The sequence below is a fragment of the Arenivirga flava genome, from assembly GCF_030161575.1.
Classification (GTDB): domain Bacteria; phylum Actinomycetota; class Actinomycetes; order Actinomycetales; family Microbacteriaceae; genus Arenivirga; species Arenivirga flava.
In genome coordinates this window covers 68,579-89,951 of the sequence record NZ_BSUL01000001.1, presented here as the reverse complement: position 1 = coordinate 89,951, position 21,373 = coordinate 68,579, and the positions used below count along the sequence as shown (strand labels likewise).

Sequence of the window (21,373 nt, the reverse complement as noted above, 5' to 3'; positions counted from 1 at the left end):
TTCGGAGCCGGGGGTGCCAGCCGACGGGCGGGTGACGCGCATCCGCCGCTCGGGCGATTCCCGGACGGGCCCGACGCACCGACGACGGGGCGCGGCGGCCCGCCGGCCGCCGCGCTCCATCCGCTCGCTCAGGAGCTCAGTGCATCACCGCCCGGGCGATCCGGTCGCCGAGCAGCTGCGCGGCCTGCACCAGCACGATGAGGATCACCACGATGACGACCACCACCAGCGTGTCGAAGCGCTGGTAGCCGTACCGGATGGCGAGGTCGCCGAGCCCTCCGGCGCCGATGACGCCGGCCACGGCGCTCGCGTCGACGAGCGCCACGACGATGTACGTGAAGCCCAGCACGAGCGGGCCGAGCGCCTCGGGCACGACGATCGTGAACAGCACCCGTGCAGGGCCGGCGCCCATGGCGAAGCCCGCCTCCACCGCGCCGGGGTCGACCGCGACGAGGTTCGATTCGGCGATGCGGGCCACGGCCACCGCCGCGGCGAGGGTGAGCGGCACGATCGCCGCGCCGGCCCCGATGCTCGTGCCGACCAGCAGGCGGGTGAAGGGGATGATCGCGATCGCGATGATGATGAACGGCACCGGCCGCACGACGTTGATCACGACGTTGAGCACCGCGAACACGACGCGGTTCTCGAGCAGGTTGCCCGGCCGGGACGCGTAGAGGAGCAGTCCCAGCAGGAGGCCGATGATCCCGGCGAAGAGGAACGCGCCGGTGACCATGAGCAGGGTCTCGAGGAGCGCGTCGCCGAGTCGCGGCAGGAAGGCGCCGAAGTCCGTCTCACGCATGGGTCACCTCCGCCGCCCGTCCGCTCGCGACGAGGTCGACGATCGCCGCCTCGACCGCGGGCTCCGCTCCGCTGACCTCGATGGTCAGGCTGCCGAAGCGCCGCGACTGCAGCTCGCCGACGCCGCCGTACACGACCTCGAGCCCCACGCCGTGGTCGCGCGCGACGCGCGAGACCAGCGGATCCGACGACTCGTCCGGCGCGTGGTCGAGCTGCACGAGCCTGCCGGGGTGCCGCGCGCGGATGCGCCGCAGCGTCTCGTCGCTCGGCAGGTGGTGCAGCACGGAGGAGACGAAGCGGCGGGTCGTCGGGTGCTGCGGATGCGCGAACACGTCGAAGACGTCGCCGTGCTCGACCACCCGGCCGTCCTGCATGACCGCGACGCGGTCGCAGATCTCGCGGATGACGTCCATCTCGTGCGTGACGAGCAGGATCGTGGTGCCGTACTCCCGGTTGGCACGGCGCAGCAGGTCGAGCACCTCGCCGGTGGTCTGCGGGTCGAGCGCGCTCGTCGACTCGTCGCTGATGAGCACGTCCGGGCGGTTGGCGAGCGCGCGGGCGATGCCGACGCGCTGCTTCTGGCCGCCCGAGAGCTGCGACGGGTAGCTGAGCGCCTTGTCGCTGAGCCCGACGAAGGCGAGCAGCTCCTCGACGCGGTCGAGGATCTGCGCCTCGCCGAGGCCCGCCAGCTTTAGCGGGTAGGCGATGTTCTTGTACACCGTGCGCGAGCGCAGCAGGTTGAACTGCTGGAAGATCATGCCGATGCGCTGACGGGCCCGGTGCAGCTCGCGGCCGGCGAGCGCGGAGATCTCGACGTCGCCCACCCGCACTCTGCCGCCCGTCGGGCGCTCGAGCGCGTTGACGGTGCGCAGCAGCGTCGACTTGCCGGCGCCGGAGTAGCCGACGATGCCGAAGATCTGCCCCGCCTCGACGCGCAGCGACACGTCGTCGAGCGCGGCGACGCCGCGGCCCCCTTGCCGGAGAACGTCTTCGAGACGTGCTCGAAGGTGACTGCTGTGCTCATCGCTCCTCCTGCGCGGCCGGACGCCCCGGGCCCGTGAGGGCGCCCGAGGCGTCGGCGGTCGGACGTCGCGTCACGCGGACGCGCTCGCCTCGAGCTCGGCGAGGCGCTCGCGGAGCGTGTCGACGGGCACGTCGACGGGGATGGTGGTGCCGAAGAACTCCTCCTCGATGGCGTCCCGCACCCGCTCGTCCCGGTACGCCTCCTCGAGCACGGCCCAGGCGGGGTCGTCGGCGTTGTCGGCGCGACTCGCGACGACGTTGACGTAGGGCAGCGAGGTCTCGGCGAGGGCGTCGTCGATGAAGAGCGCGTCGTCGGCCGTGACGCCCTGCTTCGGGTCGAAGTAGGAGGTGCCCACCACGACCGCGTCGAGGCTCGGGTCGTCGAACTGCTGCGGGATGGTGAGCGCGGCGATCTGCACGAACTCGACGCCGAGCGGGTTGTCGGTGACGTCGTCGACCGTGGGCTTGATGCCGGCGGCGTCGTCGACCTCGATGACGCCGGCCGACTCGAGGATCAGCAGCGCGCGGCCGAGGTTGGAGGGGTCGTCCGGCAGCGCGATGCGCGCGCCCCGCCCGAGGTCGTCGAGCGACTCGAGCGTGGAGGAGAAGACGCCCCACTGCACGATGATCGTCGAGAACTGGGGGGTGAGGTCCTTGCCGTTCTCGGCGTTGAAGGTCGACAGGTAGGTGATGTGCTGGAAGGCGTTGCCGTCGAACTCGCCCGAGGCGACCTCGGTGTTCGGCAGCACCCAGTCGGCGACGTTGACGTACTCGAGGTCGAGGCCGAGGTCGGCGGCCGAGGCGACGACCGCGTCGGTGTAGGCGTTGTCCTCGCCGACCGCGAGGCGCAGGCTGAGGCGCTCCTCGGCGGCGGAGGCGCCGGCGTCGCCGCCGCCCCCGAGGTTCGCCGCGATCACGGCACCGCCCGCGACGAGCGCGACGACGGCGACGCCCGCGGCGCCGATGACGATGTTGCGGCGCTTCTTCCCGGCGCTCTCGACGGATGCGCGCAGGTCGCTCTGCTGCTCGGACATGGGATCTCCTCGTGGCTGTGGGGACCGCTCGGCGTTCGTGAGCCGGAGCGGTCGTGGATGCCGGATCAGCATGCGGCGCGCAGGGAGGCCGCGGAAGCCGAGTCGTCACGCCGTGTCACGTCGTGTCACGCCGTGTCACGTGGACGGGCGACCGCCCCGGAGGCCTTCCTCGCTTGCGCAGCCTTAAGGGGTGCCTTACCGTGATGTCACCGCAATTCCGCGCACACAGCACGCACCCCTGCCCGCGCGCGATCGGAGCCCCAACGTCGCGGCACCGCAACCACAGCACCTCCGGCATGCCGGCGACTTCCAGGATCCGCCCGTGACTCTCGACCGAATCGGCCTCTACGACCCTGCCCGCGAATCGAGCGCGTGCGGCGTCGGCTTCATCACCCGCAAGGACGGCACCCCCAGCCACGACGTGATCGTGCGCGGCGACGCGGCCCTGTGCGCCATCCCCCACCGCGGCGGCATGTCCGCCGAGGGCGTCGGCGACGGCGCCGGCGTCAACGTCGACCTCTCGGCCGAGTTCTTCGGCGCGCTCGTCGGCGAGCCGCTCGAGCCCGGCCGCTTCGGCGTGGGCAACTTCTTCCTGCCCGACGACGTCGCGCAGGAGGACGAGGCACGTCGCGTCGTGACGGAGGCCGTCGAGGCCACCGGCCTCGAGGTGCTCGTGGTGCGCCCGGTTCCGGTCGACCACGGCGCCGCCGTGCCGGCCGCCGAGCGGCTGCAGCTGCCCATCCTGCAGTGGGTGTTCCGCGCGCCCGAGGGCTGGGACCGCACCCGCACCGACGAGGCCGCCAACCAGGCGCTGCTCGCCATCGAGAGCGAGGCCTACGGGCGCCCCGAGCTGGCCGGCCTGTACCCGCTCTCGCTGAGCACCCGCACGCAGACGCTGAAGGGCCGCCTCAACTCGAACGAGGTCATCCCCTACTTCGTCGACCTGCTCGACGAGCGCCACTCGGTGCGCACGCTCTACTTCCACACGCGCTTCTCCACGAACACCGAGCCGCACCCGACGATGGCCCAGCCGTTCCGTCTCATGGCGCACAACGGCGAGCTCAACACCGACCGCAAGAACCGCCTCTCGGACGAGGCGCTGGCGCGCGCGAAGGACCGCACGATCGTGCGCCCGCACGGCCAGAGCGACAGCAGCCGCCTCGACCAGACGCTGCAGAGCCGCGTGTTCGACGACGGCCTCGACCTCGTCGAGGCGATCGTCGCGCTCATGCCGCCGGCGTGGGAGAACGACGCGACGCTGCCGCAGCACGTGCGCGACATGCTCGAGTACTTCTCGCTCTACGAGGAGAAGAACGACGGTCCCGCCGCCGTGATCTTCAGCGATGGCGACGTCGTCGGCGCGCGCCTCGACCGCCTCGGCCTGCGCCCGCTGCGCACGGTCGAGACGGCCGAGTACCTCATGGTCTCCTCCGAAGCCGGGCAGCTGCACGCCGACCCGGACGAGGTCCTCCACCGCGGACGCATCGAGGCGGGCGGCATGCTCACCTTCGACCACCGCACCGGTCGCCAGCTGCGCAGCCGCGAGGCGCTCGAACTGCTCGCCGCGCGCCGCGACTACGGCGCGCTGCTCGCCGAGGCCCGCACCCCGCTCGACGCGATCGCGCTCGACGGTCTGGAGCGCGGCGACGACACCCTGGGCTACGAGGGCGACCTGAGCCGGTCGGGCCGGTACGTGTCGTACTCGCTGAACCAGGAGAGCTTCCGGTTCCTCATGGACCCGATGCTCGCCACCGGCGGCGAGCGCATCTCCGCCATGGGCTACGGCAACGCCATCCACGCGCTCGCCGACCAGGAGGGCGGCATGGCGAAGTACTTCTCGCAGCGCTTCGCCCAGGTCACCAACCCGCCGCTCGACAGCATCCGCGAGGCCGACGGCATGACCTTCCGCGTCGCCCTCGGTGCCAAGCCCGACGGCGGCGCGTCGGCGACCCACCAGCTGGTCGTGGAGTCCCCCATCCTCAGCCAGCTCGACATGCTGCGCCTGCGCGAGCAGACGCTCACCCCCTCGAGCGCTTCGACCTCCTCTACACGCCGGTCGTGGGCGACGCCGACGCCAACGCGGCCTCGATGGTCGCGGCGCTGGATGCGCTGGCGGATGCGGTGGTCGCCTTCGCGAGCGCGGCCGGCGGCATCGCCGTGGTCACCGACCGCGGCATCGACGCCGAGCACGCGCCCCTGCCGCTGCTGCTCGCCGTCGCGACGATCAACCAGCGCCTCATCGAGGCCGGCGTGCGACTGCGCGTCTCGATCGTGGCGGAGAGCGGTCAGCTGCCGAGCTCGCACCACGTCGCGAGCGCCCTCGGCTTCGGCGCGAGCGCCGTGTACAGCCTCAGCGCCCGTCTGCGCGCCGAGGAGCAGTTCCCCGCGCCCGCCGGCCCCGCCGGCGAGCAGACCGACACCGACCGGGCCTTCGACCGGTTCCGCAAGGCGGCGCTCAAGCAGCTGGGCAAGACGATGGGCCGTGTGGGCCTCTGCACCGTCGAGAGCTACATCGGCGGCGAGTTCTTCGAGCCGAACTACCTCGACACCCGCGACCCCGTGCTCGCGCGCGCCTTCCCGCACCTCGACGCTCCCGTCGGCGGCGTGGGCTTCGCCCGCATCGCCGAGGCGGCGACCGACTGGCACGCCCGCGCGCGCTCGGTGCAGACCGACGGGCAGGTGCCGCTGCTGGGGCTCTTCAAGGAGCGCTCCGAGGGCGCCGGCCACAGCTTCGGCACGACCTCGGTGCGCGGCTTCGCCGTCATGACCGACGAGGAGCCGGCGTTCGGTCACGAGCAGGACCCCGCGCACACCGCGCTGCGCATGCTGACGCTCGGCCAGCTCGACGACGCCTTCGGCCTCGACGACCGCGCCTACGCGAACACCGGCTACGAGGCGCTGACGGACGAGCGGATCGACGGCTTCGGCATCACCCCCGGTTACCGCGACTTCGTCGCCACGACGAACGCCGAGCGGCACCGCCGCCCGAGCGCGCTGCGCGATGTGCTCGCGCTGCCCGCGGACACCGTCGGCCTGCGCACGGCCGCCGACTTCGAGCGGGAGTTCCGCCGCTTCGCGATCGAGGGGAACACCTCCATCGCGGTGCGCGGCCTCGGCATCGAGCGCGACGGCGACGCGACCGTGCTGCGCCTCGCCGAGAGCGCGATCGATGCGGACTCCCACGCCCGCCACTCCGCGCTCGCGGAGTGGCTCTCCGCCGCGCTCGGCCGGGAGCTGACCATCGTCGACGTGGACGCCGAGCACGTCGCGATCACCGCGACCGGCCGCGCCGCGGAGCTGCTCGCGCTGCTCGAGGAGGCCCCGGAGGCCGTCTCGCTCGACGAGGTGCAGCCCGCGCACGAGATCACGCGCTCGCTCGCGTCCGGCGCCATGAGCCACGGGGCGCTCGTCGCGACCGCCCACGAGGCGGTGGCGCACGGCACCAACATGGTCGGCGGCATGTCGAACTCCGGCGAGGGCGGCGAGCACCTCTCGCGCTACGGCACGATCCGCGGCTCGCGCATCAAGCAGTTCGCCTCCGGCCGCTTCGGCGTCTGGGCCGGCTACCTCGCCGACCCGATGCTCGAGGAGATCGAGATCAAGATGGGCCAGGGCGCCAAGCCCGGCGAGGGCGGCCAGCTGCCCGCGGCCAAGGTGACGGTCGACATCGCCGCCGCCCGAGGCGGCACGCCCGGCGTCGAGCTCGTCTCGCCGCCTCCCCACCACGACACGTACTCGATCGAGGACCTGGCGCAGCTCATCCACGACGCGAAGGCGGCGCGCGTGCGCGTCATCGTCAAGCTCGTCTCCTCGGAGGGCATCGGCACCATCGCGGTCGGCGTCGCCAAGGCGGGTGCCGACGTCATCAACGTCGCCGGCAACACCGGCGGCACCGGGGCGGCGGCCGTGACGAGCCTCAAGTACGCGGGCCGCTCCGCGGAGATCGGCATCGCCGAGGTGCACCAGGCGCTCGTGGCCAACGGTCTGCGCGACAAGGTCACCCTGCGCTGCTCGGGCGCCCACCAGACCGGTGGCGACGTCGTCACCAGCGCCCTGCTCGGCGGCGACAGCTTCGAGTTCGGCACCACCGCGCTCATGATGCTCAAGTGCGTGATGGCCAAGAACTGCAACATCAAGTGCCCGGCCGGCCTCACGACCAACCCCGAGGCCTTCGACGGCGACCCGCGCGCGCTGGCGCAGTACCTGCTGAACATCGCGCACGAGGTGCGCGAGATCCTCGCGGGCCTGGGGCTGAAGTCGCTGCGCGAGGCGCGCGGCCGTACCGATCTGCTGCAGCTGCTCGACCACCCGTCGGCGGTCGGCCGCCTCGACGTGCGCGACATGCTCGCCGTCCACGACATCCCGCAGGTCGCCGACCCGATCACGCTGCCGCGCGACTTCGCGATCGACGACTCGCTCATCGAGCGCGTGCGCGCCGCGATCATCGACGGCGGCGAGTCCGAGGTGCGCATCGACGGCGTCAGCCTGATGAACCGCAACAAGTCCGTCGGCGGCCAGCTGTCGATCGACGTGGAGCGCATCCTCAACCACGAGCTCTCGGCCGAGCAGACCGCCGGGCTGCCCGCGGTGCAGCGCGACGAGCGCGGCCGCGCCTACCTCGTCGACGGCGCCGTGCGCATCGCCACCGACGGCTCGGCGGGCCAGAGCTACGGCGCCTTCACCAACGACGGCATCACGCTCGAGCACACCGGCACCGCGAACGACGGCGTGGGCAAGGGCCAGAGCGGCGGCCGCGTCATCGTGCGCTCCCCCGGCGGCGGCGCACCCGTGCGCGGCGGCAACGTGCTCATCGGCAACTTCGCCCTGTTCGGCGCGACGGGCGGCCGCCTCTTCGTCGAGGGCGAGGCGGGCGACCGCTTCGCCGTGCGCAACTCGGGCGCCACCGCGGTGGTCGAGGGCCTGGGCGACTTCGGCTGCGAGTACATGACCAACGGCGCGGTGCTCAACCTCGGCGCCTTCGGCAAGGGCGTCGGCAACGGCATGAGCGGCGGCTTCCTCTACCAGTACGACCCCGAGGGCCTGCTGCCGAGCCTGGTGAGCGCCGACTCGCTGCTGCTGTTCCCGGTGACGGATGCGGAGCAGGGCGACTTCCACGAGCAGGCCGTGCGGCTGCTGCTCGAGTGGCACCTCGAGGCGACGGGCTCGGCGAAGGCCGCGCACCTGCTCGAGCACTGGGAGACCGAGCGCGAGCACGTCGTGGTCGGCATGCCGCGGGCGCTGCTGCTCTCGCAGGACGCCGACGAGATCCTGGCGCAGAAGAGCCGCAAGGAGCTGCTCGACGAGCTGGCGAACTCCGTCGCCACCGACAAGCTGCGCGCGTTCAAGGTCGACTTCCGCGACCAGCGCATGGTGCTCGGCGGCCGCGCGCCCGGGCTCGGCGAGCACGGTGCGGCGGACATGTTCTCGCTGCTCTCGTCGTACACCGTGCTCAACGCGGCGCGCGAGATCGCGCTCGACCGGGTGCCCGGCGCCGCCAGCGCCGAGGACCCGCGGGTGCAGGACGCGGTGCGCAAGCTCATCCTCACCGAGGACTTCTTCGTCATGCAGAAGGTGCTGCGCTACCTGCGCGACGCCCTCGAGCGCTTCGACGACGCGGAGCTGGCCACCCTCATCGCGATCAAGCGCATCGACGACTACAAGCGCTCGCTGCGCCTGCGCAACGTGCGCGGCATCGACGCGCCCGGCACCTACGGCTGGATCCTCCACCAGCAGCGCAAGAACCTGGGCCGCACCGACGGTGCGCGCTTCGACGAGCTGCTCGCCAGCTCGGCGCTGACCGACCTGGCGACGAGCGCGGTGCGCGACGAGCAGACCTCGACCACCGAGGCGGTGCCCGCGTGAGCGACCTCCTGATCCCCGCGGACGCCTCCTTCGGCTCGGCCGCGCTCGCCCTGGCCGCGCAGCCCGCTCCGGGCTCGCTCTTCGCGGGCACGCCGTTCAGCGAGTCGCAGCAGGCCTGGCTGAACGGCTTCCTGGCGGGCCTCGCCGCCATGAAGCGCAACATGGAGGACGGTCAGGCCGCACCGACCACGACCCTCGAGATCCTCTACGGCAGCCAGACCGGCAACAGCGAGATGCTCGCGCAGCAGCTCGAGCGCTCGCGCGCGGCAAGGGGTACGGTGCGAACCTCACCGAGCTCGACGCCATGACGCCCGAGAGGCTCGCGACGCTGCCCTACGTGCTCGTGGTCACCTCGACGTACGGCGAGGGCGAGATGCCCGACAACGCCGAGCTGTTCTGGGAGGCGCTCAGCGCGCCGACCGCGCCGCGCCTCGAGGAGACCCGCTTCGCGGTGCTCTCGCTCGGCGACAGCGGCTACGACGACTTCTGCCAGGCGGGCCGCGACATCGACCTGCGCTTCGAGCAGCTCGGCGCCGGCCGCATCGTGGCCCGGGTCGACTGCGACGTGGACTTCGAGGAGCCCGCCGAGGCGTGGATCGAGGAGACCCTCGCCGCGCTCGTCGCGGAGGCGCCCCCGGGGCCGGCGGCGGCGCGGAGGCGACCGCCCCGGCGCCGGCCCGCTCCCCTGGAACAAGAAGACCCCGTATCCGAGCCGGCTCTCGGTGAACCGGGTGCTCTCGGGCGAGGGTTCCGCGAAGGAGATCCGCCACTACGAGTTCGACCTCGGCGACAGCGGCATCACCTACGCCGCCGGCGACGCGCTCGCCGTCGTGCCGCTCAACGACCCGGCGCTCGTCGAGCTGCTGCTCGCCCGCCTGGGCCTGGACGGCGACGTCGACGCGGGCGGCGCCTCGCTGCGCGAGCGGATGCTGCGGGAGTGGGAGATCGCGACGCCGTCGAAGGACCTCATCGCCGCGCTCGCCGAGCGCGACCCCGAGAGCGAGCTCGCCGCGATGGTGCGCCGCGAGGACCGCGCGGCGATGGACTCGTGGCTCTGGGGCCGCGACACCCTCGACCTGCTCGAGGCCAGCCCGGACGTGCGCTTCAGCGCCCTCGAGCTCTCGGAGCTGCTGCGCCCGCTGCAGGCGCGCTCGTACTCGATCTCGTCGAGCCCGCTGCAGAGCCCGGACCGCATCCACCTCACCGTCGCCTCCGTGCGCCACGGCAGGGACCGCGAGCACGGCGGCGTCACGTCGACCTACCTCGCGGACCGCCTCGACGCCGAGCAGACGGTGGGCATCTACCTGCAGCCGAACAACGCGTTCAGCGTGCCGGAGGACGGCGAGCGCCCGGTCGTCATGATCGGCCCCGGCACCGGCATCGCGCCGTTCCGCGGATTCCTGCACGAGCGGGCCGCCAGCGGTGCGACCGGTCCGAACTGGCTGTTCTTCGGCGATCAGCACGCGGCGAGCGACTTCATCTACCGCGAGGAGCTCGAGGCCATGCAGGCCTCCGGCGTGCTGACCCGCCTCGACCTCGCGTTCTCGCGCGACCAGGTCGAGAAGGTCTACGTGCAGACGCGCATGCGCGAGCAGGGCGCCGAGCTCTACTCCTGGCTCGAGCAGGGCGGCTACCTCTACGTCTGCGGCGACGCGACCCGCATGGCGAAGGACGTCGAGCACGCACTGCACGAGATCGTGCAGGCGCACCGCGGCTGCAGCGAGGCCGAGGCCGACGAGTACATCGCCGCGCTCAAGCGCGAGAAGCGGTACGTGCGGGACGTCTACTGATGTCGGCGCAGGGCGATCCCGGTTCGGGCGAGCGCAGCGCCGGCTCGCTGCCCGACGACGGAGCGCCCTGCGGCCCGCAGGACGGATGCGGTCGCTGCGCATCCGGGCACGGCGGCACCCCGATCGACGCGAGCGCGCCCGAGGTCGCCGCGACCCTGCCCGTCCTGGAGTCCTCGCTGGCCACCACGTGGACCGAAGGCGTCGCCATCGCCCAGGCGGGCGCGTACTCCTCGGTGACCCGCACCGGCACCGCCTTCGCGGTACCGCCCGGACGGATCGCGCTGCGGCTGGACCCGAGCACGGTCGTGGGCGCGGTGCTCGACGAGCACCGCGGCGGCGACCCTGTGCTGGAGCTCGTCACCGGCTCCGGGCGCCCGGTGCACCGCCTGCGTTCGCAAACGCCGGTCGACCACCTCGTCCTGCGCAGCCTCGCCCGCGAGCATCCGGGCCCGGCCGCCGCGCTCGCAGGGGCGCTGCTCGACGACTGGACCCCATCCCCCGGTTCCGCGGAGTGGCCGGGCGACGACCAGCTCTCGCGGCTCGACGACGCGCTCGCCGGCGTCGGGCGCTCGCCGGTCGAGCACCGGCACATCGACCTGCGCCTGCTGCCCGAGGTGCTCGGCCATCTCTGCTCGACGGGTCTGCCGTTCGGCGCGGCCGTGCTCGGCGATGGCGTCGCGCAGGCCTGCGCCGGCGCCCTGCAGGCGGTCAGCGCCGACGACGGGCGACTGGGGGTCGTCTTCCAGGACGCCTCGCTCGACCTCGATGCGACGGCGCTCGGCGGCTGCGTGCTCGTGCGCACCGCGGGCGTGCACGGCCCGACCAGCGCGCTCGAGCTGGTCGATCGCCGCGGCCGTCGCGTCGCGATGCTCACCCAGTTCGGCCTCGTCGGAGCCGCCACCCATCGCGCGTGGGAGGACCTCGCCGAGGCGCTGCCCTCGCTCGGATGAGGCCCGGCTCGCGCCGCCGCGTGCGGCACAGCTCGCTCGAACCCCGACCGCCCGAACCGAACGCCAGCAGGAGCAGCGTGATCAGCACCGCGACCACCGAGCGCACCGAGCAGGGCGGCCGCGCCGGTCGCCGCGCGGTCGGCCTCCTGCTGCTCGCCGTCGCGCTCGTGCTCGTCTGCGCCGCGAGCCTCGCGCTCGGCGCCAATCCGCTGCCCCTGGAGCAGGTGCGGCACGCGCTGCTGCGGCCCGACGGCGGCGAGGCCTCGCTCATCGTCTGGTCGCTGCGCGTGCCGCGCACCGTCGTCGGCCTGCTGGTCGGCGCGGCCTTCGGGGTCGCCGGCGCCCTCATCCAGGCGCTCACCCGGAATCCGCTCGCCGACCCCGGCATCCTCGGCGTCAATGCGGGCGCCGGCTTCGCCGTCACGCTCGGGGTGGGCGCGTTCGGGCTGGGCGGGGCGAGCGGCTACGTCTGGTTCGCCTTCCTCGGCGCCGCCGTCGCGACCGTGCTGGTGTACCTCATCGGCTCGGCGGGGCGCGGCCGGGTCTCCCCGTCACGCTCGTGCTCGCCGGCGTGGCGCTGAGCGCCGTGCTCGGCGGGTTCAGCACCTTCCTCACCCTCCTCGACGAGGAGACCTTCCGGGCCGTGCGCAGCTGGGGGCTCGGCTCGATCGCGCTGACGAGCCTGGCGGACGCCGCATCCGTCGCTCCGTTCATCGTCGCCGGCCTCGTGCTGGCGCTCGCGCTGGCGGGCCCCTGAACGCGGTCGCCCTCGGCGACGACCTCGCGGCGTCGCTCGGCACGAAGGTCGGCCGCACGCGGGTGCTCGGCATCGTCGCCGTGACCCTGCTGGCGGGCGGCGGCACCGCGCTCACGGGCGGGATCGGCTTCGTCGGGCTCATGGTGCCGCACGTCGTGCGCTGGTTCACCGGCCCCGACCAGCGCTGGATCCTGGCCACCTCGGCCGTCGCCGCCCCGGTGCTCGTGCTGGCGGCGGATGTGCTGGGCCGCGTCGTCGCGCGACCGGGCGAGATCGAGGTGGGCATCGTCGCGGCGGTGGTCGGCGCGCCCGTGCTCATCGCGCTCGTGCGGCGGCGGAAGGCGGCCGGCCTGTGAGCGGCGCGCGCCTGGACGTCGGCTACCGCGACGCGGTGCTGCGCACGCGCTGGACCTCGGTGCGCGTGCCGCTGCGGCTGGTCGGCCTCTCGGTGCTGCTGCTCGGCGTGGCCGCCGCGGTCGCCGTGGTCGCCATCGCCCTCGGCGACTACCCGCTCACGCTCACGCAGGTGCTGCAGACCCTGCTCGGCGGCGGCGAGCCGTTCCACCGCATCGTCGTGCTCGAGTGGCGTCTGCCCGTGGCGATCGCCGCGGTCGCCTTCGGGGCGCTGCTCGGCATCGGCGGCGCGATCTTCCAGTCGATCACCCGCAACCCGCTCGGCTCCCCGGACGTCATCGGCTTCGACGCCGGCGCCTACACGGCCGTGGTCGTCGTCATGCTCGCGGGTGCCGGAGGCGGCAGCTGGTCGACCGCCGGCGCCGCCATCGCCGGCGGGCTGGCGACCGCCCTCGCCGTCTACCTGCTCGCCTGGCGCCGCGGCGTGCAGGGGTTCCGGCTCATCGTCGTCGGCATCGGCGTCGCCGCCATGCTCGGCTCGCTCAACAGCTACCTCATCACGCGCGCCGACGTCACCGACGCCATGTCGGTGGGCTTCTGGAGCGCCGGATCGATCACCCGGGTCACCTGGGAGGGGCTCGTCCCCGCCCTCGGACTCGGCGCCGTGCTCGTCGTCGCCGCCGCGGCGCTCGCGCCGGCGCTGCGGCGTCTCGAGCTCGGCGACGACGCCGCGGTGGCGCAGGGCACCCGACCGGGCCCCGTGCGGCTCGCCCTGCTCGTGATCGGCGTGGCGACCACGGCGCTGGTGACGGCCGCCGCGGGTCCCATCGGCTTCGTCGCCCTGGTCGCCCCGCAGCTCGCGCGGCGCCTGACGCGCTCGGCCGGGGTGAGCCTGCTCGGCGCGGCCGCCATGGGCGCCGCGCTGCTGGCCGCCGCGCACCTGCTGTCGCTGCTCATCGCCCAGGCGTACCGCAGCATCCCCGTCGGTCTCATCACCGTGTGCCTCGGCGGGCTCTACCTCATCCACCTGCTCATCCGCGAGACCCGCCGCCGGTCCGGCGCGGCCCGCTGACCCCGGAGGTCCCATGTCCGCGCATCCGCCCCCGCTCGTCGTCGAGGACGCCACGATCGGCTACGACCGGCGCACGATCGCGCAGCGGCTGTCGCTCGAGATCCCGGACGGCTCCTTCACCGCGATCATCGGACCGAACGGATGCGGCAAGTCGACGCTGCTGCGCGCCCTCGCGCGGGTGCTGACCCCTCCTCCGGCCGCGTGCTGCTCGACGGTCGGGCGATCACGCGGTACGGCGCCAAGGAGGTCGCGCGCCGGATGGGCCTGCTGCCGCAGAGCTCGCTGGCGCCCGATGGCATCCGGGTGGCCGACCTCGTCGCCCGGGGCCGGGCGCCCCACCAGGGGCTCTTCCAGCAGTGGCGGACGAGCGACGAGGAGGCGGTGAGCGCCGCCCTCGAGGCCACGCGGCTCACGGAGCTCTCCGGCCGGCTCGTCGACGAGCTCTCCGGCGGCCAGCGCCAGCGGGTGTGGGTGGCGATGCTGCTGGCGCAGCAGACCGGCGTCCTGCTGCTCGACGAGCCGACGACGTTCCTCGACATCGCGCACCAGTACGAGCTGCTCGAGCTGCTGCGCACCCTCCACGAGGAGGGCAGGACGATCGTCGCGGTGCTGCACGATCTCGATCAGGCCGCCCGCTACGCCGACCACCTGGTCGTGATGCGCGACGGCGCGATCGTCGCCACCGGCGCGCCCGCCGAGGTCGTCACGGCCGAGATGGTGCACGAGGTCTTCGGGCTGCCCTGCATCGTCATGCCCGACCCCGTCACGGGCACGCCCTCGGTCGCTCCGCTCGATCCGCGCGCGGCCGCCCGCTAGCCGCGCCGACGCGCGAGCACGACCCCATCGGGCACGCCGCCCGCCGGGCGCCGCGCAGCCGGCCGTGGATCGGTCCGGGGCCACCCGCCTCGCCGATCCGGCGAGCGGGCTGGACGCGACCTGCGACGCCCTGCCAGGGCATCCCTCGCCGCGCATTCGCTCCGTAGCGTGGTCGGCATGACCACTCTCGCCATCATCGGGGCCGGTTCCGGCCTCGGCGCCGCCACCGCCCGCCGCTTCGCGAAGGAGGGCTTCTCCGTCGCCCTCATCGCCCGCAACCGTCAGCGCGTCGATGCCCTGGCCGCCGAGCTCGCCGCCGAGGGCGTCACCGCCCAGGGCTTCACGGCGAACGTGCGCGACCGCGCCTCGCTGATCGCCGCGCTCGACGAGGCCACCACGGCGCTCGGCCCCATCGAGGTGCTGCAGTACAGCCCGCTGCCGCAGAAGGAGTTCCTGCGCCCCGTGCTCGAGACCACGCCCGACGACGCGCTCGCGGCCATCGAGTTCTCGGTGCTCGGACCGATCGCCGCCGTGCACCACGTGCTGCAGGGCATGCGCGTGCTCGGTCGCGGCACGGTGCTCTTCGTCAACGGCGGCACGGCCGTGCGCCCGCGCTCGGACTTCGCCGGCACCACGATCTCCTTCGCCGGGCAGAGCGCCTACGGGCAGGCCCTGCACGAGCAGCTCGCGCCGGAGAACGTGCACGTCGGCCAGCTGATCATCCCGGGCGGCATCGAGCAGGGGCACGCCGAGAAGGACCCGACCGTGCTCGCCGAGAAGCTGTGGGGCATCCACTCCGGGCGCGACGGCTTCCGCACCTTCGCGGCGGACATGGACGCCTGAGCGAGCGCCGTCCTCCGGCCGCACGAACCACGGTCGACCAGCGGAGGGCACGGCCGATGCGTCCGGGCCCTCCGCTGCCGCGCTCAGCCCTCGACGGGGTAGTCGACGAAGGCGAACGCCGAGCCGTCGGGCGCCCAGCTGGGCACGTTGATGGTGCCCTGGCCGCCGTGCAGCCGCACGATCGTGGTCGGGTCGGCCCACGCGCCGACCGTCACGAGCCGCAGCTCCACGGGCAGGTCGGCCGGATGCCCGATCGTGCCGGGCGGGAAGCTCAGGTACACGGCCACGTCGCCGGTGGGGGCGATGTGCGGGAACCAGTTGACGCGCTCGTCGAAGGTCAGCTGCTCGAGTCCGGAGCCGTCCTCCCGCACGCGCGCGAGCTGGGCATGCCCGGGCGCCGTGCTGAACTGCTCGGTGTTGCAGTGGATCCACTCGCCGTCCGGGCTCCACGCGCAGCCGTCGGCGGGCCCGGGGTCGGTGGTCACGGCGCGGTCGTCGCCGCCGGCGCTCGAGATCGTGTGGATCGTGCCGGCGCTCGGCCACGCGTCGCCGTCGGCGATCAGGCGCACGTACGCGAGCCGTTCCCCGTCCGGCCGCACGCCGTGCAGGAAGTGGTAGGCGCCGTCGTCCTCCGTGAGCCGTGTCGGCGCGCCGCCCTCGATGGGCAGGCTGTAGATGTGCCAGTCGTTCGCCGAGGCGTAGACCGTGCGCGAGTCGGGGCTCAGCACGTGGTCGTTGTTGACGTTCGGCAGCCCCGGCGACGGGATCGCCTCCGGCTCGGCCGAGCCGTCCGCGGGCAGGAGCCACAGGCGACCGTCGCCGTTCACGAGCAGCCGCCCGTCCCGGGTCCAGTTGGGCGCCTCGTAGAGCCGCTCGGCGCTCTCGTGCACGGTGCGCGCCTCGCCGCTGGCGCGATCCCAGATGCGGATGCGGGCGCGCTGCCCCGCGACGAGCCGGCGCGCGGGCAGTTCGGTCGCGTCGATCATGCTGCGGCTCCTTCGCTGAGGTGGGCGCGGATGCCCTCGATGATCAGACCACGGCGCCCCTGCGAGGACGCACCGGATGTCGACCATGCGCACGGCGCTCGGGCGGGCAGGCGGCGGCTCAGCCGTCGTACGCGGCCTGGGCGCGCAGCACCGAGCCGGCGTGGTCGCGCGCCCACTGCTCCACGGCCATGAGCACGGGCTGCAGCGAGGCACCGCTCGCCGTGAGCGCGTACTCCACACGCGGCGGCACGGTGTTGTGCGCTTCGCGGGTGATCAGCCCGTCGCGCTCGAGACCCCTGAGGGTCTGGGAGAGCATCTTGGGCGAGATGCCCCCGACTCGGGCGGCGAGCTCGCCGTTGCGGGCCGGTCCCTCGGAGAGGACGCCAATCACGAGCACGGCCCAGCGGTCGGCGATGCGGTCGACGAGCTGCCGGCTGGGGCAGTCGGCGGCGTACGGATCGAAGGCCGGGGTCTCGGTCACGACGTCCTCTGGAGGGGCGACCGGCTCAGTACGCGACGGTGAAGCGGCCGCGCGGGTGCGCCGCCTGCTCGATCTCGTCGACGTAGGCGATGGCGAAGTCGGCGCCCGAGATGTTCGAGTCGCCGTTCGCGTCGGTGAGCAGCACCTCGCCGCCGAGGCGGAACTCGCCCGTGCGCTCGCCGGGGTTCCATGAGCCGAAGCCGCCGGCGGGGCTGACGTAGAACCAGTCGAGCGCCGCGTCGGTCTCGCGCAGCGCGTCGAGGATCGCGCCGTGCGACCGCGCCTCGTCGAGGTAGGCGGGCTCGAACTCCGGGGTGTCGTAGCCCTTCGGGCCGCCCTCGGCGACCTGCAGCGAGCCGGCGCCGCCGACGAAGCTCAGCCGCGCGCCACCGGCGATGGACGCCTCGACGAGCACGGGCAGCGCGTCGATGAGCTTCGGGCCGCCCTCCTCGAGCGCGCGGGCGGGCAGCGCGACCACGAGCTGGTCGGCGTCCTGCGCCACCTCGCGCACGAGCGCCTCGTCGAAGATCGTGCCGGCGCGGGTCTCGATGCCCTCCGGCGCCTCGGCGACGTCGCGCGCGATGCCGAGCACCTCGTGCCCCCTCGAGACGAGCTCGGCGGTGATGTGACCGCCCGCGTAACCGGTGACTCCGAAGACGACGACCTTCGCCATGTGCAACTCCTAGCTATCCAGTGGAAACTGACTATCGCGAAGATAGCACGTGGCGGCGCGCTCGTCGACGCCCCTCTGCGGGAGGGACGGGCGCGTCAGCCGCGTGGCGCGACCTCCGCGCGCACGATCTCCGCTCCGGCCACGAGCGCGTCGAGCTTGTCGTAGGCGACGCGGCGCGGCAGTGGCGCCATCCCGCAGTTGGTGCTCGGCACGAGCTTGTCGGCGTCGACGAACTCGAGCGCGCGGCGCAGGGTGCCGGCGACCTCCTCCGGGGTCTCGACGACCTCGCTCGCCACGTCGATCGCGCCGAGCATCACCCGCTTGCCCCGGATGAGCTCGATGAGGTCGATCGGCACGTGCGAGTTGTGGCTCTCGAGCGAGACGGTGTCGATGGAGGACCGCTGCAGCAGCGGGAACGACGCCTCGTACTGCCGCCACTGCGCACCCAGCGTGGCCTTCCAGTCGGTGTTGGCCTTGATGCCGTAGCCGTAGCAGATGTGCACGACGGTCTCGGCACGCAGCCCCTCGACCGCGCGCTCCAGCGCGGCGATGCCCCAGTCGTGCACCTCGTCGAAGAAGACGTTGAACGAGGGCTCGTCGAACTGGATCACGTCGACACCGACCGCCTCGAGCTCGCGCGCCTCCTCGTTGAGGATGGTCGCGAACTCCCACGCCAGCTTCTCGCGGCTGCCGTAGTGGCGGTCGGAGAGGGTGTCGATCATCGTCATCGGGCCGGGCAGGGCCCACTTGATCGGCCGGTCGGTCTGCCGGCGCAGGAACGCCGCATCCTCGACGAAGACGGGCTGCCGGCGGCTCACCGCGCCGATCACGGTCGGCACGCTCGCGTCGTAGCGGTTGCGGATGCGCACCGTCTCGCGCCGCTCGAAGTCGACGCCCTCGAGGTGCTCGATGAAGGTGGTCACGAAGTGCTGGCGGGTCTGCTCGCCGTCGCTGACGACGTCGATGCCGCGCCGCTGCTGCTCCTGCACGGCGATGCGCAGCGCATCCTGCTTGCCCTCGATGAGCGCGTCGCCCTCGAGCGACCAGGGGGCCCAGAGCGTCTCCGGCGCCGCGAGCCACGAGGGCTTCGGCAGGCTGCCCACGGTCGAGGTGGGCAGCAGCGCGTTCACGGCGCCTCCGTCGGTCATCGGGCGAGGGCCGGGTCGTGAGCGGATGCGGCGCCGGCGGCCCAGCGGGCCAGCTCCTCGCCGTGCGGCTGCATGAAGTGCTCGTCGGTCCAGCGCCCCTGCGTGATGGCGAGGCGGCTGCGCTCCTCGCGGTCGTAATCGATCAGCGTGCGCGAGAAGTCCTGCCGCTCGAGGCTCGGGCGGTAGACGCTCGGGGCCGCCGAGTTGGCGTTGTAGACCTCCGGCCGGTAGATCTTCTGGAAGGTCTCCATCGTGCTGATCGTGCCGACCAGCTGCAGGTCGGTGTAGTCGCCGAGCAGGTCGCCGCGGAAGTAGAAGGCGAGCGGAGCGACGCTGCCGGGCGGCATGAAGTAGCGCACCCGCAGCCCCATCCGACCGAAGTACGCGTCGGTGAGCGAGAGCTCGTCCTGCCGGTACTCGACACCGAGGATCGGATGCACGGTGCCGGTGCGCTCGTACGTCCTGCTGGTCGAGACGCTGATGCAGACGACCGGCGAGCCCGCGTAGCGCTCGCGGTAGGCCTCGGAGTCGAGGAAATGCTGGAACAGCTTGCCGTGAAGGTCGCCGAAGTCCTCCGGCAACGATCCGCCCGCCGCCGGCAGCAGCACGCTGAAGTCGTAGTCGCGCAGGTACGACGAGAAATTGTTGCCGACGATGCCCCGGTGGCGACGCCCCGACGTGCGGTCGACGATCGTGACGTCGAGCACTTCGAGCAGCGGGAACTCGCGGTCGTCGCCCTCGGCGGCGAAGCACAGCTGCACCGAGACGATGTCGAGCTCGACCCCCAGCGATCCCCCGCCGGGTTGTCCCAGCGCGCGAGGTCGTTGAAGCGGCCCTCGATCATGGTCAGCGCGTTGCGCAGGTTCTGCTGCCGGTGCTTGCCGCGGGCGAGGTTGGCGAAGTTCGTGGTGGCCCGCGAGCTCTCCGACGGCGCGTAGTCCTCGTCGAAGCGGGTCGTCGTGATGCGGTACGTGAAGGCGTTCGTCATGGGGCCGATCCGGGAGTCGGGAGGGGATGACTCCATGCTGCTGGCGGAGGAACGCTATCGGGTAATCCAGGTCGACTATGCACCGCTATAGCCTTTGACTATGGCGAAGCGCACGAGCGGCATCACGCTGCAGCAGCTGCAGTACTTCATCGAGGTCGCCGCGGAGGGCTCGATCAGCGCTGCCGCCGACGTGCTCTACGTGGCGCAGCCCACCATCTCGGCGGCGATGAAGGACCTCGAGCAGCGGGCCGGCCGCGCCCTGCTGCTGCGCTCCGCCCGCGGTGTCACGCTGACCACCGACGGCGTCGAGTTCCTCGGCTACGCCCGCCAGGTCGTCGAGCAGGCGTCGCTGCTCGAGCAGCGCTACCTCGGCCGGCCGCCGTCGCGCCGGCTGCTCGGCGTCTCGGCGCAGCACTACTCCTTCGTGGTCGACGCCTTCGTGCGCATGGTCAAGGCCAGCGGGGCGGCGGAGTACGAGTTCTCGCTGCGCGAGACCCGCACCTGGGACATCATCGAGGACGTCCGCACGCACCGCAGCGAGCTCGGCGTGCTGTACCGCAACGATTTCAACCGCAACGTGATCGACAAGCTGCTGCGCGAATCCGGCCTCGCCTTCCATCCGCTCTTCTTCGCCGAGCCGCACATCTTCGTCTCCCGGCGCAACGCCCTCGCCGGCCGGGAGCGCGCGACGCTCGACGATCTCGCCGACCTGCCTCGCCTGACCTTCGACCAGGGCGCCAACAACTCGTTCTACTTCGCCGAGGAGATCCTCTCGACGCTCTCCAGCCGCCAGCAGATCCGCGTCTCCGACCGGGCGACGATCTTCAACCTCATGATCGGCCTCGACGGCTACACGATCTCCACCGGCATCATCAGCGACGACCTCGACCCCGAGATCGTCGCCGTGCCGCTCGACGTGGACGAGCGCATCGAGATCGGCTGGATCGGCCACGCCGCGATCCCCCTCACCGAGCAGGCGCAGCGCTACCTCGACGAGGTGCGCGCGGTCGTGGCGGGGTTCGGGGTGGCGCTGCTGGGGTGATCGAGCTGCTGGACCGAGCGTCGAGGGGTGAGATCCGGTTGCCGCGGTTCGAGACACCTTCGGTGGATGAACCCTGGAACGGTCGGGAAGGCTCTCGAAGGCGCGGATCGACGAGCTGGTCGAGCGACATCCCACCCCCGTCGATGCAAGGATTCGGTTCGGATCTCCTCCTGGAAAGCGGCGAGCGCGGAGCCAGTGTCCAACGCGAGCTGCTGGGCATTGGCCTCGTTGATGCCGGTGAACGTGTCGACGGGCTTGCCGAGCTCTCAAGTCTGCCCGAGCAACTCGGCTCCCTTGTTTGCCGGGTCAGTCCTCCCTCGCCACCGCTTCGCCGAGCTCAGTGTCTACCGAGCGGACTTACTCCTTCAGGCAAGACGAAGCATGAGGAGAGGGATGAAATCCTGATCTCGGGTTCGTCGGGATGCTCGGCAACGATCGCACTGGCGCCGAATCGACCTCGAACTTGTACTCGAGGTTCGCCATCCGCAGTGGGGATGGAGATTGCCTCGTGATCGACAGAATCCTCGAAGTGTTCGATGATGCTGACAACCAAAGCATCGGTGTCGATCGGCTCAAGCAGCGGCACCACAGTTCGGCCGGTCCACTGATACCCGTCATCGCCACAGTTCATGAGGATTCCGTCCGGTGGTCGCTCGATCTCTCCAACTGCGCTGGCAGGGATGAACGTTGCCAGTTCGGAGGCCAGATCTATCGCGCCCTGTTTAGCTTCTTCGAGTGAGAGTTCAGTGTCCACAG

14 protein-coding genes and 6 pseudogenes are annotated in these 21,373 nt (G+C 72.4%); 11 read left to right on the top strand and 9 right to left on the bottom strand.

Going from position 1 to position 21,373, the window contains the following annotated elements:
- Positions 1–136: 136 nt before the first annotated feature.
- The 3 genes from QQK26_RS00480 to QQK26_RS00470 all read right to left on the bottom strand — a co-directional run bounded on the left by QQK26_RS00480 (position 137) and on the right by QQK26_RS00470 (position 2,855).
- A complete protein-coding gene (locus QQK26_RS00480) occupies positions 137–799 on the bottom strand; it encodes a methionine ABC transporter permease (protein ID WP_284228941.1) in 663 nt (220 codons plus the stop codon).
- Positions 792–1,742 carry a methionine ABC transporter ATP-binding protein gene (locus QQK26_RS00475; RefSeq protein WP_284228939.1) on the bottom strand — a complete coding sequence of 317 codons (951 nt, stop codon included), beginning with the start codon at positions 1,740–1,742 and terminating at the stop codon, positions 792–794. The genes QQK26_RS00480 and QQK26_RS00475 overlap by 8 nt, the downstream gene beginning before the upstream one ends.
- Before the next feature lie 150 nt (positions 1,743–1,892).
- Positions 1,893–2,855: a MetQ/NlpA family ABC transporter substrate-binding protein gene (locus QQK26_RS00470; RefSeq protein ID WP_284228937.1), complete on the bottom strand. Its 963-nt coding sequence runs from the start codon at positions 2,853–2,855 to the stop codon at positions 1,893–1,895.
- Between the two features lie 190 nt (positions 2,856–3,045).
- Here QQK26_RS00470 and QQK26_RS00465 point away from each other — a divergent pair.
- The 10 genes and pseudogenes from QQK26_RS00465 to QQK26_RS00420 form a co-directional block, all read left to right on the top strand.
- Positions 3,046–4,857 (top strand): annotated as a pseudogene (locus tag QQK26_RS00465) (glutamate synthase central domain-containing protein); the annotation flags it as partial.
- A 56-nt stretch (positions 4,858–4,913) separates the two neighbouring features.
- Positions 4,914–8,717 carry a glutamate synthase-related protein gene (locus tag QQK26_RS00460; protein ID WP_284228935.1) on the top strand — a complete coding sequence of 1,268 codons (3,804 nt, stop codon included), beginning with the start codon at positions 4,914–4,916 and terminating at the stop codon, positions 8,715–8,717.
- A 115-nt stretch (positions 8,718–8,832) separates the two neighbouring features.
- A pseudogene (locus QQK26_RS00455) lies at positions 8,833–9,252 on the top strand (flavodoxin domain-containing protein); the annotation flags it as partial.
- A gap of 160 nt (positions 9,253–9,412) precedes the next feature.
- Positions 9,413–9,967, top strand: a pseudogene (locus tag QQK26_RS00450) (sulfite reductase subunit alpha); the annotation flags it as partial.
- Positions 9,968–10,075: 108 nt separating this feature from the next.
- A complete protein-coding gene (locus tag QQK26_RS00445; protein ID WP_284234362.1) occupies positions 10,076–10,507 on the top strand; it encodes a flavodoxin domain-containing protein in 432 nt (143 codons plus the stop codon).
- A complete protein-coding gene (locus tag QQK26_RS00440) occupies positions 10,507–11,457 on the top strand; it encodes a hypothetical protein (RefSeq protein WP_284228933.1) in 951 nt (316 codons plus the stop codon). The genes QQK26_RS00445 and QQK26_RS00440 overlap by 1 nt, the downstream gene beginning before the upstream one ends.
- 149 nt (positions 11,458–11,606) lie before the next feature.
- A pseudogene (locus QQK26_RS16360) lies at positions 11,607–12,570 on the top strand (FecCD family ABC transporter permease).
- Positions 12,567–13,640, top strand: coding sequence for a FecCD family ABC transporter permease (locus QQK26_RS00430; protein ID WP_284228930.1), 1,074 nt, complete (start codon positions 12,567–12,569; stop codon positions 13,638–13,640). The pseudogene QQK26_RS16360 and the gene QQK26_RS00430 overlap by 4 nt, the downstream one beginning before the upstream one ends.
- 13 nt (positions 13,641–13,653) lie before the next feature.
- A pseudogene (locus QQK26_RS00425) lies at positions 13,654–14,456 on the top strand (ABC transporter ATP-binding protein).
- Between the two features lie 177 nt (positions 14,457–14,633).
- Entirely contained in the window at positions 14,634–15,299 is a 666-nt protein-coding gene (locus QQK26_RS00420) for an SDR family NAD(P)-dependent oxidoreductase (protein ID WP_284228928.1), read from the top strand.
- An 83-nt stretch (positions 15,300–15,382) separates the two neighbouring features.
- On the opposite strand, the gene QQK26_RS00415 is transcribed toward QQK26_RS00420, so the two are convergent.
- The 5 genes and pseudogenes from QQK26_RS00415 to QQK26_RS00395 all read right to left on the bottom strand — a co-directional run bounded on the left by QQK26_RS00415 (position 15,383) and on the right by QQK26_RS00395 (position 19,575).
- Positions 15,383–16,285: a TolB family protein gene (locus tag QQK26_RS00415; RefSeq protein WP_284228926.1), complete on the bottom strand. Its 903-nt coding sequence runs from the start codon at positions 16,283–16,285 to the stop codon at positions 15,383–15,385.
- Positions 16,286–16,403: 118 nt separating this feature from the next.
- Positions 16,404–16,766, bottom strand: coding sequence for a winged helix-turn-helix transcriptional regulator (locus tag QQK26_RS00410; protein ID WP_284228924.1), 363 nt, complete (start codon positions 16,764–16,766; stop codon positions 16,404–16,406).
- Positions 16,767–16,791: 25 nt separating this feature from the next.
- On the bottom strand, positions 16,792–17,439 hold the full coding sequence (locus tag QQK26_RS00405) for an NAD(P)-dependent oxidoreductase (protein WP_284228922.1): 648 nt from the start codon (positions 17,437–17,439) through the stop codon (positions 16,792–16,794).
- Positions 17,440–17,534: 95 nt separating this feature from the next.
- Positions 17,535–18,569: a methionine synthase gene (locus tag QQK26_RS00400; protein WP_284234360.1), complete on the bottom strand. Its 1,035-nt coding sequence runs from the start codon at positions 18,567–18,569 to the stop codon at positions 17,535–17,537.
- Positions 18,570–18,583: 14 nt separating this feature from the next.
- Positions 18,584–19,575: pseudogene (locus tag QQK26_RS00395) on the bottom strand (putative oxygenase MesX).
- Positions 19,576–19,675: 100 nt separating this feature from the next.
- On the opposite strand from QQK26_RS00395, the gene QQK26_RS00390 reads away from it, so the two are divergent.
- Complete coding sequence (locus QQK26_RS00390) at positions 19,676–20,617, top strand: LysR family transcriptional regulator (protein WP_284228920.1); 942 nt, start codon at positions 19,676–19,678, stop codon at positions 20,615–20,617.
- A 337-nt stretch (positions 20,618–20,954) separates the two neighbouring features.
- On the opposite strand, the gene QQK26_RS00385 is transcribed toward QQK26_RS00390, so the two are convergent.
- The gene (locus tag QQK26_RS00385; protein ID WP_284228918.1) at positions 20,955–21,371 is read right to left on the bottom strand and encodes a hypothetical protein; all 417 of its coding nucleotides are present in this window, start codon (positions 21,369–21,371) and stop codon (positions 20,955–20,957) included.
- Between the last annotated feature and the right edge of the window lie 2 nt (positions 21,372–21,373).